Raw genomic sequence first — 13,981 nt, 5'->3', positions numbered from 1 at the left:
TTTCATTATAGACTAAAATTAAATCCGTTCATTGCTGAACGGATTTTTTGTATACCACCCCGTCAAATCTGTTGATTTGACACCCTCCAGAAGAGGGGAATGGAGTTCTTTAGCTGTTATATTCTACTATCAATATTAATCAGAATATTCTTTCAGAAGCTGTCTGTAGCTCATCAGTATTGAAGATTTTGAAATAAATCCTATAAAATCATTATTTTCAGTCACTACCGGAAGATTCCATACTCCGGTATCATCAAAGGTCTGGAGAATATCCAATGGTTTATTTTCTCGGTGAAGAACGGCTGGTGGAGTTTTCATGATCTGGGCAACACCCTGGGAGGTTTCAATTTCTTTATTAAAAAGATAAGGTCTTATATCATCCAAAGTAAGAACTCCTTTCAGTTTTCTGCTTTCATCCACAACGGCAAAAATATTTTTATCCCCATTCTTTACCATTTCAAACAGTTCTGTCACAGATGCATTTTCATTTATAGTTTGTGAATATTTATCAATAAAATCTTCGGTTCTTAAAGCAAAGAGGAGGTTTTTATCATGTTTATTCGTGAATATTTTTCCTTCATCTGCTAACGATTTCAGCTCCGGGGAAATCGGGGAGAACCATTTGGCAATGAGATAAGACATGATGGAAACAATCATCAGCGGGATAAACAAATCATATCCGAAACTTGATTCTGCAATCAGAAATATTGCGGTAAGCGGAGCGTACAATACGCCACTCATCGCTCCGGCCATTCCTACCAAAACAAGATTGGTCACCGGAACATCTGTAAAACCTAAATGCTGGCAAACCAAAGCGAATAAATACCCTAAAGTTCCTCCGGCAAAAAGAGAAGGTGCAAAATTACCTCCGTTTCCGCCACTGAATATGGTAAATGAGGTTGCAAATGCTTTTAAAAGTAATACCAGCACCAAAAATATAATAATCGTCCAGTCTCCGATCTCAAAGTATCTGAAAAAACTGTTTTCAATAATAGTGTAGGTGTTCCCGTTCGTAAAAGCCTTTACAGTTTCATAACCTTCTCCAAACAGAGGAGGAAAAAGAACACATAACAGGGAAAGTACTGCTCCTCCAAACATCGCTTTACGCATTCTGGAAAGCTGTAGTCCTTTTATAAAATGTTCCACTTTTTGAGAAATAATGACAAAATAACGGGCATATAATCCTGTAACCAATCCTAAAATCAAATAGTATGGAACGTTTTTATAATTGAATGCCTCCCTGGTATAAAATCTGAAAAGGACATCTTCCTGAAGCAAAATTCTTGACAAAAGACTTCCGCAAACTGCAGCAACGACCAAGGGAATGAAATCTGTAAAAACCACTCCGGTTAAAAGAATCTCAAAAGCAAACATAATCCCCGCAATAGGAGCGTTGAATGCTGATGCAATTCCGGCTGTAGCACCCGCGGCAAGCAATAAAGTACGTTCTTTGTAGCTCAGTCTGTAGGTCTGTGCATAATTGGAGCCAATGGCAGCTCCGGTAACCGCAATAGGACTTTCCAATCCTGCAGATCCTCCCAATCCTACGGTAACCGCACTTTGGATCACCTGAGAATACATTTTAACGGAAGCTACAATACTGGAATTCTGTGCAATTTCGTACAAAATAGCTCCGATCCCTTTACGGTCCTGACCTTTGAACAGCGTCAGAACAATCATGGTAGTCAAAACAATTCCTAAAAAAGGAAAAACGATATAGAATAATATCTGATATTCAAAATGAACTTTATTGGTAATGAAATAATGAATATTGTGTACCAGAGTTTTCAGGATAACTCCTGCCAGACCAGCGGTACAGCCTACCAAAATCCCGGAAAGAACAAGAAACTGATTTCTGCTCAGCCTGTTGTTCAGCCAATGCAGAATAAGCTCATAGCTGCGTGCTTTTTCTAATCCGTATTTTTGGAAATCTCTTTTAAATTTAAGGAAACTGAGGTATTTTTTTTTGTTGTGAATTTTCACCGCCGAAACATTTTATGCTGCCATCAGATTTGATACAGCTGCGTAAATTTATGAAATATATCACAAAAAAACATACAAAAGAACCTTTTTCAAAATATATTGATGACTGTTTATTTCTATCAATCTTATCTTATTTCTTTAGATTTTCCTGAAAAAATGAGTCCAAATGCCAATGCTCCAATGATTCCTGCACCTGCTAAGATTAAGGGTTTCTTTGGAATGGAAAATAATGTTTTCCCATCAATTCTCATATTCCCTGCGGAAGGATTTTGTACATTTCCCGCAGTATTTTCATCTTTACCGGCTTTTTTCATTAGCATTCTCACTCCTGCGGAAGATACATAGCGGACTATTCCGGGAAACATTTCATATAAATTTTTAAAAACTACTGCTGACCAATCCGGATAAGAAGCTTCCGTTGGATTTTTGGCTGTTTTTACAATAGAAGCTGCCAGTTTACGTGGATCAAACGCTGGAGGCGGTGTACTGAGTTTTATCCCTGAATAATTGGCGGCATGTTCAATCCCGGAAGATTTCTGAAACCCTGGGTAAAGCGCACAGATATGAATATCAGGAAAGTCTGAAACCTCACCCTGTAATGTTTCTACCATTCCGCGGACTCCAAATTTTGAGGCTGTATAGGCTGTTCCGTATGGTGCAGGCATCCAGCCTCCAATAGAGATATTATTAAGCAATACGCCCCTTTTCTGCTTTTTAAAGACAGGAAGTACGGCATGTGCCGAATGCATATATCCCAAAAGATTTGTTTTTACAATCTGATCACTGACATCCATCGGAATTTCTTCAAATTTACCAAATGCCAGTACTCCCGCATTATTTACCCAATAATCAATTTTCCCGGTGAATTCAAGGGTTTCCTTTACAAGGTTCTGAACATCTTCAGCTACAGAAGTATCTGTAGGAACAGCAATAACTGTAGCTCCCAGCTTTCTGCATAATTCTACGGTTTCCATAAGCGCTTCTTCACCTCTTGCTGCTAACACAAGGTCTGCTCCCTGTTCTGCAAAAGCTTCTGCCACTGCCTTACCAATTCCGCTTGAAACACCTGTGATGACAACTGTTTCCCCAAAAAAAGGAGGCCTTTTTTGATTTTTCATAATATGATAGATTTAAGTGTTCTTATTTTTTTATCATGATCCGTTTTCTGTATTTCTTTTTGGAAAGAGGATAAGCCTGATAGATGGATTATTGGTGATAAATAACCGAAACCAATCCATTGCAAGCTGAATTTTATTTTTAAATCCTACCAGCGGAATGATGTGGATGAAAAGCCAGGTAAGCCAGGCTATAAATCCGTTAAAAGATTGCTTTGGAAGATCCACTACTGCATTGTACTTGGATATAATGGCCATACTGCCTTTATCATTGTAGCGGAACTGCTCCAGGACTTTCCCGTCTTCTATCCGTTTAAAATTGGCAGCGAGATTCTTTCCCTGCTGAATGGCAACCTGAGCGAGCTGAGGATGTCCTTTAGGATATTTTTCTTCGGAAAGCATCAGGCATATATCTCCCAATGCATAAATATTGGTTGTACCCTCTACTTTATTATAATCATCTACAAGTATTCTTCTGCCTTTTCCAATAGTATCTTCCGGTAATCCGGGGATTTCTCTTCCAATGACCCCGGAAGTCCAGATGAGGGTTTCTGTTTCTATTGAACTCCCGTCACTTAAAATGACTTTATTGTCTGTATAATCCTTTACAGAAACATCCAGAATGATTTTCACTCCTAATTCTTTAAGCTTCTCATAAGCTGTTTTCTGAGCGAGTTGGCTCATGGGTGAAAGCAGAGTAGGGAGAGCATCAATGAGATAAAGATTAGAAAGCCCCAGTTTGATTTCGGGGTATTCTTTCTGGGCAATATATTTTCCCATTTCGGCAAGCATCCCCGCCAGTTCTACTCCTGTTGGCCCGCCTCCGGCAATAACGATGTTCTGAAGTTTTTCTGCTTCTTTAATATTTTTATTTCTGGCTGCTTCTTCCAGCGTCAGCAGAATATGATTTCTCAGATAAAGTGCTTCTTCAATATTTTTCATCGGAAGGGCACATTTTTTTACGTTTTCCATTCCGAAGAAATTAGATTCTGTTCCTAATGCAAGTACGAGATAATCATAGCTGAGATTTCCGGTATCAGTTTCTATAGTTTTGTTTTCAGGATTCACCTTAATCAGGCTTCCCATGTGAAATTTCACATTTTTATTTTCCGAAAACAGCTTTCTGAAAGGATAGCTGATATTAGAAGCTTCTATAAAGGAAGTAGCTACCTGATAAATAAGCGGTGGAAAAAAATGATAATTGTTTTTGTCAACAAGAGTTATTCTGAACCTTTTATCATTCTTGAGAGATTTGATAAGATTGATGCCCGCAAATCCTCCTCCTACGATTAGAATATGCTTTTTCATAGTATGTGATTATTTCAAATGGTGTACTATATTTCATTCAATAACAAGACCAAAGAAACTATAATACAAATATTTAACATAGTGTATAAAGTAAGCAAACAGCCTTAATATAAGTTCTCATTAAGAATTTCAGGTTTCAACACACATTCTCTTTTTAACGTTTTATCCGGTGCCAGCACGATGTTTGTACGTTACTGATCATCCAACACTTTAAATATTCATATATGAAATCACACATTTTAACAGAAAAGCACCAACTGGGAATAGGGGGTGTAGCTATAGGAACAGCTTTTGAAAATATTACAGATGAGCAGGCTCATGAAATTCTACAGACCGCCTGGGATAATGGAATCCGTTATTATGATACTTCCCCATGGTATGGATTAACCAAAAGTGAACGGAGATTTGGACATTTTCTTACAGATAAAGACAGGGATGATTTTATTTTCTCAACCAAAGTAGGAAGACTTTTTCATCAGGTTCCTAAATCTGACGTTCCTCCAACCATGTGGAAAAATCCGCTTAACTTTGATTTTTTCCATGATTACACTGCCGATGCTGTACAAAGATCTATAGAAGACAGCCTGGAAAGAACGGGCTTGAGTCACATCGATATTGTTTATATTCATGATTTATCTGAAGATCAGGTAGGAGACCGTTATCCCTATTTTTTGAAACAAGCTCAGAAAGGAGCTTTCAAAATTCTTTCTGAACTTCGTGATCAGGGAGTCATAAAAGCATGGGGAATGGGGGTTAATAAAATAGAACCTATTTTAGATTGTATTGAATCTGCTGATCCGGATATCTGTCTTTCGGCAACACAATATTCTATTCTGGAACATGAAGATGCTGTGGACCGTCTTCTTCCTGCGGTTAGAAAAGCAGGTGTAAAACTGGTTTCGGGAGCCGGATATAATTCAGGATATATAGCAGGAAGAGAGCGTTATAATTATAAAGATGTAATTCCAAAAGGAATGCATGAAAAACGGAAAAGAATGACTTCCATTGCAGAAAAATACAATATCAGTCTTATTGATGCTGCCCTTCATTTTGTATTGGCTTCTGATGAATTTGCCTCCATTATCCCCGGAGCCAGCCAGCCTGAACAGGTGAAAGACAATATACAGGCTCTCCATACTGAGATTCCTGCTGAATTCTGGAAGGAATTGAAAAATGAAGGACTGATCTATGAGAAGGCACAGATTCCGGGAAGGTAAATAAGTTTTTCTCTTTTTACTTTAAATTCAAAATTTCTTCTAAATTTAATAATGCTCTTGATGATAAGATTGAAGGCTTAAAATTGGGTGCCGATGATTACCTTACCAAACCTTTTTATCTTTCTGAGCTTATGACAAGAGTGTATTCTATTATCCGGAGGAAACAGTTCAGAAGCTCCAATGTGGCAAAACAAAATGAACTTCAGATCGATTTATTAAGGGAAAAAAATAAAAGTAAAAATGCACTGTCATCCACCATGGTAATGCCATTTTATCAAAATAAAACAGTAGGAATTGGATTGGTGAAGACCTTTTAATACAACCCCATTCGTTTATTTACTATAAAAGCACTGTTCAATAGGGAATGGTGCTTTTTTATACCACTTTTGCCTTACGGATTATTTTTGCCAGTAAATTCGGAAAGAATCTTTTCAGATAGACGGCCATTACTTCTTTACCTCCTATGGCTTTTTGTTTTTTCTGTTTTTCAATCGCATACAGCATTTTTTTTGCAAAAACATCTGCAGGCATTCCGTTTTTCGTGGCATCATCCATTGTTCCCTGTAATGAACCGTCTCCGGTAACGGCATTCACAGAAATATCGGTTTGTATAAAGCCCGGACAAATGATCGTAATCAGAATATTCTGATTGAATAATTCTGCCCTCAACGCGTCAAAAAAACCGTGTAAGGCATGTTTTGCCCCTGCGTATCCGCTTCGCATAGGAGCCCCGAATATTCCCATAAGGCTTGATACCACAGCAATTTGTCCGCCTTTATTCCTGATCATATAAGGCAGAACTGCTTTTGTAAGAGCTACTGTTCCGATATAATCAATATCTATCAGCTGTTTATCCACTTCAATATCTGTTTCCATGGCTAAAGAACGTTGTGAGAGTCCGGCATTATTGATCAGAATATCAATTTTTCCAAACTGTTCAGATGCTTTCGCTGCAATGGCTGGCATTTCTTTATAATTTTTAAGGTCTAAAGGAATTATTGAATACCGGTCAGTATTCAAACCTGCTTTTTCTGCAACTTTATGCAGCTGTTCTTCTTTTCTGGATGAAAGAATGACTTTCGCATTGCTGTTCTTTGCAATCTCTTTTACCAGCGCTTCACCAATTCCTGATGATGCTCCTGTAATCCAAATGACTTTATGATCGAAATAATGACTCATCCTACTATTTAATTTTAAAGTCTGGCAATATATTTTCCGGCTTTCATCCCTGAAAAAATACAGCCTCCCAGAAATGTTCCTTCCAGAGCTCTGTAGCCGTGCATTCCGCCACCGCCAAATCCAGCAGCTTCTCCGGCAGCATACAATCCTTCAATGATACTGTCATCATTTTTTAATACCTGTCCGTTCAGATTGGTTTTTATTCCGCCTAAAGTTTTACGGGTTAAAATATTAAGACGTACAGCAATCAAAGGACCATTTTCAGGGTCTAAAATCTTATGGGGAGCAGCAACACGTCCCAATTTATCACCCAAATAGTTCCGTGTATTCCGGATATAATTAACCTGAGTATCTTTTGAAAATTTATTGTCTAATTCCCTGTCTCTGGCTTCAATCTGCGAGTGTATGTCTTCATAATTCAACAGGTTATTTCCAGCCAGTTCATTCATCCTGTTAACCAGATCTTTCAGATTATCTGATACAATAAAATCTTTTCCATGTTCTTTAAAAGCTTCTACGGGTCCGGGAGCTTTTTTACCAAAAATTCTTTTCAGAAAAAGAGAATAGTCTTTATTGGTAATATCCGGATTCTGTTCTGAGCCTGAAAGAGCAAACTCCTTCTTAATAATTTTCTGGGTAAGAATAAACCAGGAATAGGAAAATCCTGTTTCCTGTATATATTGTAAAGTCCCTAACGTATCAAATCCCGGAAGGAAAGGAGCGGGGAGGCGTTTACCTTTGGCATCAAACCATAAAGATGATGGACCTGGAAGTATACGGATTCCGTGATTTGGCCAGATAGGATTCCAGTTTTGTAATCCTTCCGTATAATGCCACATTCTGTCCGGATTAATGATATGAGCACCTGTATTTTCTGCAATGCCAATCATTTTGCCATCCACATAGGCTGGCACACCACATACCATATTTTCAGGGGCTTTTCCCAATCTTTCCGGCCAGTTTTTCCTTACCAGCTCATGGTTGGCACCAATTCCTCCGGAAGCGATGATGATATTCGGAGCTGTATATTCAAATGTTGAGATAACGTTTCTGTTTGTAGCAGCACCTCTTTCCTGGGTATCATTTTCCAGAATATCTCCTTTAACACCTTTTATCTTTCCGTTTTCGGTGATAAGTTCTGTCACCCGATGTCTGAACTTCATCTGAAGCAGTCCTTTTTTCTGAGCTTGATAAGCTTTTTCCACAAACGGTTTTACGACACCTGTTCCCGTTCCCCAGCTGACATGGAAACGGGGCACAGAATTTCCATGACCTGTTGCCAAACCATCACCACGTTCTGCCCAGCCTACCATAAACATCAGCTTGATACCCAGCTTAGAAATGTATTCATATTTTTCCCCGGCAGCAAATTTCAGATAGGCTTCTGCCCATTGACGAGGCCAATAGTCTTCAGGACGGTCAAATCCGGCTGTTCCTTTCCAGTCCTGCAATGCCAGTTCATAAGAATCTTTAATTCCCATTCTCCTTTGCTGAGGAGAATTGATCAAAAATAATCCACCAAATGACCAGAATGCCTGCCCGCCAATATTCTGTTCTGTTTCCTGATCCAAAAGCAGAACTTTTTTCCCGGTATTGGTAATTTCCATGGCAGCAGTAAGCCCTGCCAGTCCGGCTCCTATGATGATTGCATCAGGCTGGAATCTTTCTTCCATCTTCATTTTTTTAGATTGAATGATACTTGATATAAATGTATTAAATATTTAAAATCAAACAGATATTAACCTTTAAAATATCAACATTTACATTAAAATATTTTACTATTTCTGGTCTAAAATATTCTTGATACTTTTATTACTGATAAAAAACAGAAGAATGAACGAAAATCATAAATACCAGGCATTTGCTGTCCTAAAAGACGGAACCCGTCAACCCATTGATGCAGAATCTATTATTATACAGCTTGAAGAAGAGGAAATTGAAATTCCGCTGTCGTCAATTCATCCCGTTTTTCAGGGGAAATTAACTCTGGTTACCGGATCCGCAATTCAGGGTCGGGAAAATGAAAGGGGAGGAGGAACTCAATTGGTCATAGAGCCCGGAGCATCCAATGTGATTCATATTACTCCCAAAAAACTCTGATTGAAGTAAAATGTACGAAAACAGCTAATTTTCCTGTCTTCTGAACAGATCCCTCAATAAAACATTTTTATCTTTGTGAAAAATAAAAGTATGAAGTATTTGTTAATCATTGCGTGCTTTGTCTGCTCCATTTTCAGCCAGGCACAGCAAAAACAGGATCCATGGAAAGACAGTCAGCTGATGGATCCCGCGTTACTGGCTTCCAGAATTGAAAAGCATAAGACAAAAGACCTTGTAATCATTTCAGTCGGACCGGAAGCCATCATTAAAGGTTCGGTAGACATTGGTCCTACCCATGAGCCTGAAAACCTTGAAAAGCTGAAAAATTATCTCAAAGATATTCCTAAGAACAGAGAAATTGTGATTTACTGCGGATGCTGCCCTTTTGTGAAGTGTCCTAATATTCGCCCTGCTTTTGCATTACTGATGGAAATGGGTTTCAAAAATGCGAAACTTTTAAATCTTCCCAAAAACATTAAAACAGACTGGTTAGATAAAGATTATCCTACAAATGATTAATATGAAGACCGGTTTTACCATAATATTTTTAATAGTTTTCTCAGGATTTATTGCTGCTCAAAACAAAATAGAAATTGGAAAGAAAGCTCCTGAGATAATAATGACCAAAGCAGACGGAACTTCATTTTCTCTTTCAACACTGAAGGGAAAACTTGTTCTGATTGATTTCTGGGCAACATGGTGTGCTCCATGTGTAGAAGAACAGCCTCAACTTAAAGCGATGTATGAAACCTACTCAGAACAGGTAAAGAACAATCAGTTTGAAATACTTGGAGTTTCTTTGGACAAGAATAAGGAAAGCTGGCAGAAAGCAATTGACAGGTTTACTATCAACTGGATACAAATCAGCGATTTAAAATTCTGGAAAAGCCCCGTAGCAAAGCTTTACGAAGTTGATGAACTGCCTTTTAATGTGATTATTGACGGAGAGGGAACTATTCTAGCTAAAAACCTTCATGGCAAAGAACTGGAAGAGTTTATTAAGAAAAGTCTGACACAGAATTAAAACTGACAATTTTTTTGAATTTAATATAAAAAGAGTGGTATTTAACCACTCTTTTTTTGATTGAAAAAGAAGCATTTGTGTTTTAGAATCTTACCCTAATAATTTAAAGAACAAAAACAGATTCATGATCATGAGGGAATTAATCATGGTGTCTGCTCTGTAAGACCTTCCGGATGTTTCCTAAGTTCTCATCCTGATATCCTGCATTTTTTTGTATCATTATTTTATTTTGGTATTCGCGCCTGATTTGAATGTAAATATAATAATTTATTTTATTTAAATCACTATATAATGATATATGTGAAAGAAAATTATTATTGCCACTATCTTATTAAAATACAGTTCACATACTTTTAAAAAGTAAAATTTTTATACCTATTTCCAAGTTGTTGATATACAAAATAAAAGAGGCCTGTTCTTCATGTATTACTTTTGGTTACATGAAAAAGAGTTTCTTTCTTCGCTTAGCCTTGTCAACAATATTGCTGATGCATAGTGTAATTTCCATTTTCAGTGGAGATGTGAATGATTTCGGACATGTTTATCTGGATAGTATAGGTTTCAGTCCAATAGGAATTTATGTTGCGTGGATGATCAAACTTATCCATTTGTTTTCTGTAGTATTGATCTGGATCGACAGGTGCATTAAACCGGTAGCTGTTTGTAATATTCTCATTTTCATTTTCGGAATTTATTATGTACACTGGCAAAATGGCTGGTTTGTAGTAGGAGGCGGAAATAACGGGATTGAATTTAATATTCTGCTGATCTTCAGCTTTTTCAATCTTATGTATCCTGAAGTTTCTTTAAAATTCACCAATAAAAAAAGGGCTTAGAACTTCCCAAACCTTCTGTTTTCTCAAATCCTGATGATCCGGCATCGTTCAAAATCAATAGTTTGTAGATCGTTATCTTCATTTGATAGACTTATATTTTTATATTTGAGTTAACAAATGGTACTTTGTACTTTTAAATCATCACAAATTTGAAATCAGATCGTTCCTCTAAATGGCGGATTCATTTGCTTTTTTGGATATTGTATTATATTCTGGAAGTTTACCTTGACTTTTACTGGTCCAGATATCAATTCCCGGATTTCAAATGGTCCATAAGACTTCAGAATACACTTATTCTGGAGCTTGGCTATCTTTTTATCAAAATTCCACTAGCCTATGCCTTGCTATATGTCTATGAGAAGGTTCATTTTAAAGGTTTTTATAAATACTTTATCTCTATTTTCATTGTAATTGCTGCTGTTTTCGGGCATCGGTTTGTGACTCATTTTATCATTTACCCTCACCTCTACGGAGTTACAGAAACACTGGATGGGGAAGAGGTTTCTGGTTTTATGAATGGCTATGTAGCATTCAATTCTTTTATGGATCTTATTTTTATGGTGGGCCTTATTTTCGGGGTTGAAATTACCAGGCAGAAGAATCTTCTGAAAGAGCAAATAGCTCAATTAAAATCAGAAAAGCTGGATCAGGAACTGACCATGTTGAAGGCACAGATCAATCCTCATTTTCTTTTCAATACGCTCAATAACATCTACGGCATGGCTCTGAAAAAAGCAGATGAAACCCCGGATGTAATCCTGCAGCTTTCCAAGATAATGCGGTATAATATCTATGAATCCTCCGAAAAAAGTATTTCTATAGCCAAGGATATTGAAAATATTAAAGACTTCATACAGATCCAGAAAATCCGTCATCACCAGCTTACCATTAATTTTACGCAGGAAATTGATAATCCTTCACAGGAAATTTCACCTCTGATCTTGATACAGTTTGTGGAAAATGCGTTTAAACATGGTGTTTCTGAAAGTCTGGGAAAAGCATTTATTACCGTTGATATCAAGTTAAAGAACGGAATTCTTACTTACTGCATAGAAAATTCCAAACAGGAAAAACCTCATGAACATTCCACAAAAATAGGACTAAAAAATATCCACAGGCAGCTTGAACTGCTTTATCCTCAACATACGCTTTCCGTAGAAGACAAGAATAACCATTATACTATAACTTTAACCATCAATTTCCATGATACCATCAGCCTATAAAAAATACAACTGCATTATTGTAGAAGATGAACCCATTGCCGCCGAAATTCTGGAAAATTTCATCTCCAGAGACCCGGAACTGAATCTTATAGGAAAATGTACAGATGCAGTATATGCCAGCAGTCTTTTAAGTATCCATGATGTGGATCTGATGTTTCTTGATCTTCATCTTCCGGTGGTAAAAGGTTTTGATTTTCTCAGAAAGGTAAAAAATCCTCCCTTTGTAATTGTTACCACAGCGTTTCATCAGTATGCTGTAGAAGGTTATGAACTTGATATTGCAGACTATCTGATGAAACCTATTCCGTATGAGCGTTTTCAGACTGCTGTTGGCAAATTCAAACATTTGATGGAAGCAGAAGATGCTTTACTTGAAGTCTCTGAGCGCGATTTTATATTCATCAGCAGTGGTAAAAAGCAGGTGAAAATTATTCTCCACGATATTTTTTACATCGAAAGTTTAAGAGAATACATTCATATTCATACCAAAACAGGGTGCTTCACTTTTAAAATGCCCATCAGCAAAATAGAAGAGACTTTACATCCTGCAATGTTTACCCGCATTCATAAATCATATATTATATCACGATCAAAAATAGAAGTCAAGTCAGCCAATATGATCCAGATTAATGGGAAAAAACTTCCGGTAGGGAGAACGTATAAGGCGTTGTTGGAGCTATAATAGCGGGAATAAAATTGTTTAAAACTACCTCATAATTATAAGTTTTGTAGATCCTGAATCTCTGTTGATAGATATTTTTTCCGCATTTCTATTGGTTTGTTCACATTTGCTTTATAAAAAATATAATACATAAAAGAATATTAAAACCAGGAAAAATGAATGTGGTTAGTTTATTATTCGAATGTTGAATAATGTTTTGGCTTAAGACTTCTGATAGTCTTAAGCCAATTTTTACTTTAAAATAATTTGAGACCAACGATACCGACAACAATCAGTAAAGCAGACAATAGTCTTAAAATACTTGCAGAATCCTGAAAAAAGAGAATTCCAACCAATAGAGTTCCTACCGCTCCGATTCCTGTCCAGACCGCATAAGCCGTTCCAATAGGGATGCTTTTCTGGGCATACCAGAGAAATCCTCCACTAACCGTCATACATAAGACCGAAAAGATGATCCAGCTCCATTTACTATTTTCCGGTTGTTGAGATAGTTTAAGCCCCAAAGGCCATCCGATTTCAAAAATTCCTGCGATAATTAATGCAATCCAATTCATACCATTCGTTTTTAAGATGTTTTGCTGTTGATTGAAAGAGTACCATTAAAATGAGGTCTTTACCGTAAACAATTTCATCTAATTTACCTGGCAAAATTACCGCTATCAATTCGTATTCAGTATTATAATCTGAGTGACACCGCAAAAGAGCTAGATAAAACGTATTTTAAAGAAGATGAAACGTTCTGTATCTTGAGATAAAATTTATCTTTGAACAATTCAAATATCAATACCTTTAAAGTCTTTTATTATCCATATGCTGACAGATATTATTTCAACCGATCTCAATGTTATTTTTTGCGGAATCAATCCCGGTTTAAAATCATCAAACGAGGGTCATCATTTTTCAGGAAAGAGCAATCGATTTTGGAAAGTGCTCCATCAGTCGGGGTTTACACCATATGAAATAGAAGCCGTACATGATACTTCACTACTGGATTTCGGATATGGGCTGACCACTGCTGTGGCTAGAGCAACGTCCCGTGCGGATGAGCTTTCAAAGGAAGAATTTGATGAATCTCTTGAAAGTTTTACATCAAAAATAATAAAATACCGACCGAAATATATTGCTTTTCTGGGTAAAGCAGCCTACAAATCGTTTTCTAAAAAGAAAGAAATTCTTTGGGGAGAACAGTCTGAAGATTTCTGTGAAGCAAAAGTCTGGGTTTTACCCAATACGAGCGGCTTAAACCGTGGCTTTTCTCTTGACAGTCTGGTTATACACTATAAAGAATTTTATGATTCAATCAGTACATCCTGA

Annotated in this window: 15 protein-coding genes; 9 read left to right on the top strand and 6 right to left on the bottom strand. The window is 37.0% G+C overall.

What is annotated here, in order from left to right; translation table 11 throughout:
* Positions 1-135 precede the first annotated feature (135 nt).
* From JOE44_RS03865 to JOE44_RS03855, 3 genes are all read right to left on the bottom strand, one after another.
* The gene (locus JOE44_RS03865; RefSeq protein WP_209784413.1) at positions 136-1,983 is read right to left on the bottom strand and encodes a chloride channel protein; all 1,848 of its coding nucleotides are present in this window, start codon (positions 1,981-1,983) and stop codon (positions 136-138) included.
* 125 nt (positions 1,984-2,108) lie between these two features.
* Complete coding sequence (locus tag JOE44_RS03860; protein ID WP_209784412.1) at positions 2,109-3,101, bottom strand: SDR family oxidoreductase; 993 nt, start codon at positions 3,099-3,101, stop codon at positions 2,109-2,111.
* Positions 3,102-3,134: 33 nt separating this feature from the next.
* Positions 3,135-4,406, bottom strand: a complete 1,272-nt coding sequence (locus JOE44_RS03855) for an NAD(P)/FAD-dependent oxidoreductase (protein WP_209784411.1) — start codon at positions 4,404-4,406, stop codon at positions 3,135-3,137.
* Positions 4,407-4,630: 224 nt separating this feature from the next.
* Between JOE44_RS03855 and JOE44_RS03850 the strand changes: the two genes are divergently transcribed.
* Entirely contained in the window at positions 4,631-5,623 is a 993-nt protein-coding gene (locus JOE44_RS03850; protein ID WP_209784410.1) for an aldo/keto reductase, read from the top strand.
* An 83-nt stretch (positions 5,624-5,706) separates the two neighbouring features.
* Positions 5,707-5,940 carry a hypothetical protein gene (locus tag JOE44_RS25235; RefSeq protein WP_209784409.1) on the top strand — a complete coding sequence of 78 codons (234 nt, stop codon included), beginning with the start codon at positions 5,707-5,709 and terminating at the stop codon, positions 5,938-5,940.
* A gap of 58 nt (positions 5,941-5,998) precedes the next feature.
* Here the strand turns inward: JOE44_RS25235 and JOE44_RS03840 are convergent, their stop codons facing one another.
* Complete coding sequence (locus JOE44_RS03840; protein ID WP_209784408.1) at positions 5,999-6,802, bottom strand: SDR family oxidoreductase; 804 nt, start codon at positions 6,800-6,802, stop codon at positions 5,999-6,001.
* Between the two features lie 14 nt (positions 6,803-6,816).
* A complete protein-coding gene (locus JOE44_RS03835; protein WP_209784407.1) occupies positions 6,817-8,475 on the bottom strand; it encodes an FAD-binding dehydrogenase in 1,659 nt (552 codons plus the stop codon).
* Between the two features lie 160 nt (positions 8,476-8,635).
* On the opposite strand from JOE44_RS03835, the gene JOE44_RS03830 reads away from it, so the two are divergent.
* The 6 genes from JOE44_RS03830 to JOE44_RS03805 all read left to right on the top strand — a co-directional run bounded on the left by JOE44_RS03830 (position 8,636) and on the right by JOE44_RS03805 (position 12,667).
* Positions 8,636-8,902, top strand: coding sequence for a hypothetical protein (locus tag JOE44_RS03830; protein ID WP_209784406.1), 267 nt, complete (start codon positions 8,636-8,638; stop codon positions 8,900-8,902).
* 90 nt (positions 8,903-8,992) lie between these two features.
* The gene (locus tag JOE44_RS03825; protein WP_209784405.1) at positions 8,993-9,421 is read left to right on the top strand and encodes a rhodanese-like domain-containing protein; all 429 of its coding nucleotides are present in this window, start codon (positions 8,993-8,995) and stop codon (positions 9,419-9,421) included.
* A gap of 1 nt (position 9,422) precedes the next feature.
* Positions 9,423-9,926, top strand: coding sequence for a TlpA disulfide reductase family protein (locus JOE44_RS03820; protein WP_245169699.1), 504 nt, complete (start codon positions 9,423-9,425; stop codon positions 9,924-9,926).
* A 488-nt stretch (positions 9,927-10,414) separates the two neighbouring features.
* Entirely contained in the window at positions 10,415-10,762 is a 348-nt protein-coding gene (locus tag JOE44_RS03815) for a DoxX family protein (RefSeq protein ID WP_245169698.1), read from the top strand.
* A 185-nt stretch (positions 10,763-10,947) separates the two neighbouring features.
* On the top strand, positions 10,948-11,985 hold the full coding sequence (locus tag JOE44_RS03810) for a histidine kinase (RefSeq protein ID WP_245169697.1): 1,038 nt from the start codon (positions 10,948-10,950) through the stop codon (positions 11,983-11,985).
* On the top strand, positions 11,966-12,667 hold the full coding sequence (locus tag JOE44_RS03805) for a LytTR family DNA-binding domain-containing protein (RefSeq protein ID WP_209784401.1): 702 nt from the start codon (positions 11,966-11,968) through the stop codon (positions 12,665-12,667). Before JOE44_RS03810 ends, JOE44_RS03805 begins: the two co-directional genes overlap by 20 nt.
* Positions 12,668-12,903: 236 nt before the next feature.
* Here the strand turns inward: JOE44_RS03805 and JOE44_RS03800 are convergent, their stop codons facing one another.
* Complete coding sequence (locus tag JOE44_RS03800) at positions 12,904-13,221, bottom strand: multidrug efflux SMR transporter (RefSeq protein ID WP_209784400.1); 318 nt, start codon at positions 13,219-13,221, stop codon at positions 12,904-12,906.
* A 256-nt stretch (positions 13,222-13,477) separates the two neighbouring features.
* On the opposite strand from JOE44_RS03800, the gene mug reads away from it, so the two are divergent.
* Positions 13,478-13,981 (top strand): G/U mismatch-specific DNA glycosylase, encoded by a 504-nt coding sequence (gene mug / locus JOE44_RS03795; protein WP_209784399.1) that lies wholly within the window; start codon positions 13,478-13,480, stop codon positions 13,979-13,981.

The organism is Chryseobacterium sp. PvR013 (assembly GCF_017833095.1).
GTDB lineage: Bacteria > Bacteroidota > Bacteroidia > Flavobacteriales > Weeksellaceae > Chryseobacterium > Chryseobacterium culicis_A.
Note: the sequence above shows the minus strand (reverse complement) of the source record. Positions and strands in the feature narration are given on the sequence as shown.

Excerpts from the sequence above, each read along its gene's own strand:
- JOE44_RS03860 (WP_209784412.1), bottom strand. The coding sequence starts at position 3,101 with ATGAAAAATCAAAAAAGGCCTCCTTTTTTTGGGGAAACAGTTGTCATC.
- JOE44_RS03855 (WP_209784411.1), bottom strand. The coding sequence starts at position 4,406 with ATGAAAAAGCATATTCTAATCGTAGGAGGAGGATTTGCGGGCATCAAT.
- JOE44_RS03850 (WP_209784410.1), top strand. The coding sequence starts at position 4,631 with ATGAAATCACACATTTTAACAGAAAAGCACCAACTGGGAATAGGGGGT.
- JOE44_RS03840 (WP_209784408.1), bottom strand. The coding sequence starts at position 6,802 with ATGAGTCATTATTTCGATCATAAAGTCATTTGGATTACAGGAGCATCA.
- JOE44_RS03835 (WP_209784407.1), bottom strand. The coding sequence starts at position 8,475 with ATGGAAGAAAGATTCCAGCCTGATGCAATCATCATAGGAGCCGGACTG.
- JOE44_RS03830 (WP_209784406.1), top strand. The coding sequence starts at position 8,636 with ATGAACGAAAATCATAAATACCAGGCATTTGCTGTCCTAAAAGACGGA.
- JOE44_RS03825 (WP_209784405.1), top strand. The coding sequence starts at position 8,993 with ATGAAGTATTTGTTAATCATTGCGTGCTTTGTCTGCTCCATTTTCAGC.
- JOE44_RS03820 (WP_245169699.1), top strand. The coding sequence starts at position 9,423 with ATGAAGACCGGTTTTACCATAATATTTTTAATAGTTTTCTCAGGATTT.
- JOE44_RS03815 (WP_245169698.1), top strand. The coding sequence starts at position 10,415 with ATGCATAGTGTAATTTCCATTTTCAGTGGAGATGTGAATGATTTCGGA.
- JOE44_RS03805 (WP_209784401.1), top strand. The coding sequence starts at position 11,966 with ATGATACCATCAGCCTATAAAAAATACAACTGCATTATTGTAGAAGAT.
- JOE44_RS03800 (WP_209784400.1), bottom strand. The coding sequence starts at position 13,221 with ATGAATTGGATTGCATTAATTATCGCAGGAATTTTTGAAATCGGATGG.
- mug (WP_209784399.1), top strand. The coding sequence starts at position 13,478 with ATGCTGACAGATATTATTTCAACCGATCTCAATGTTATTTTTTGCGGA.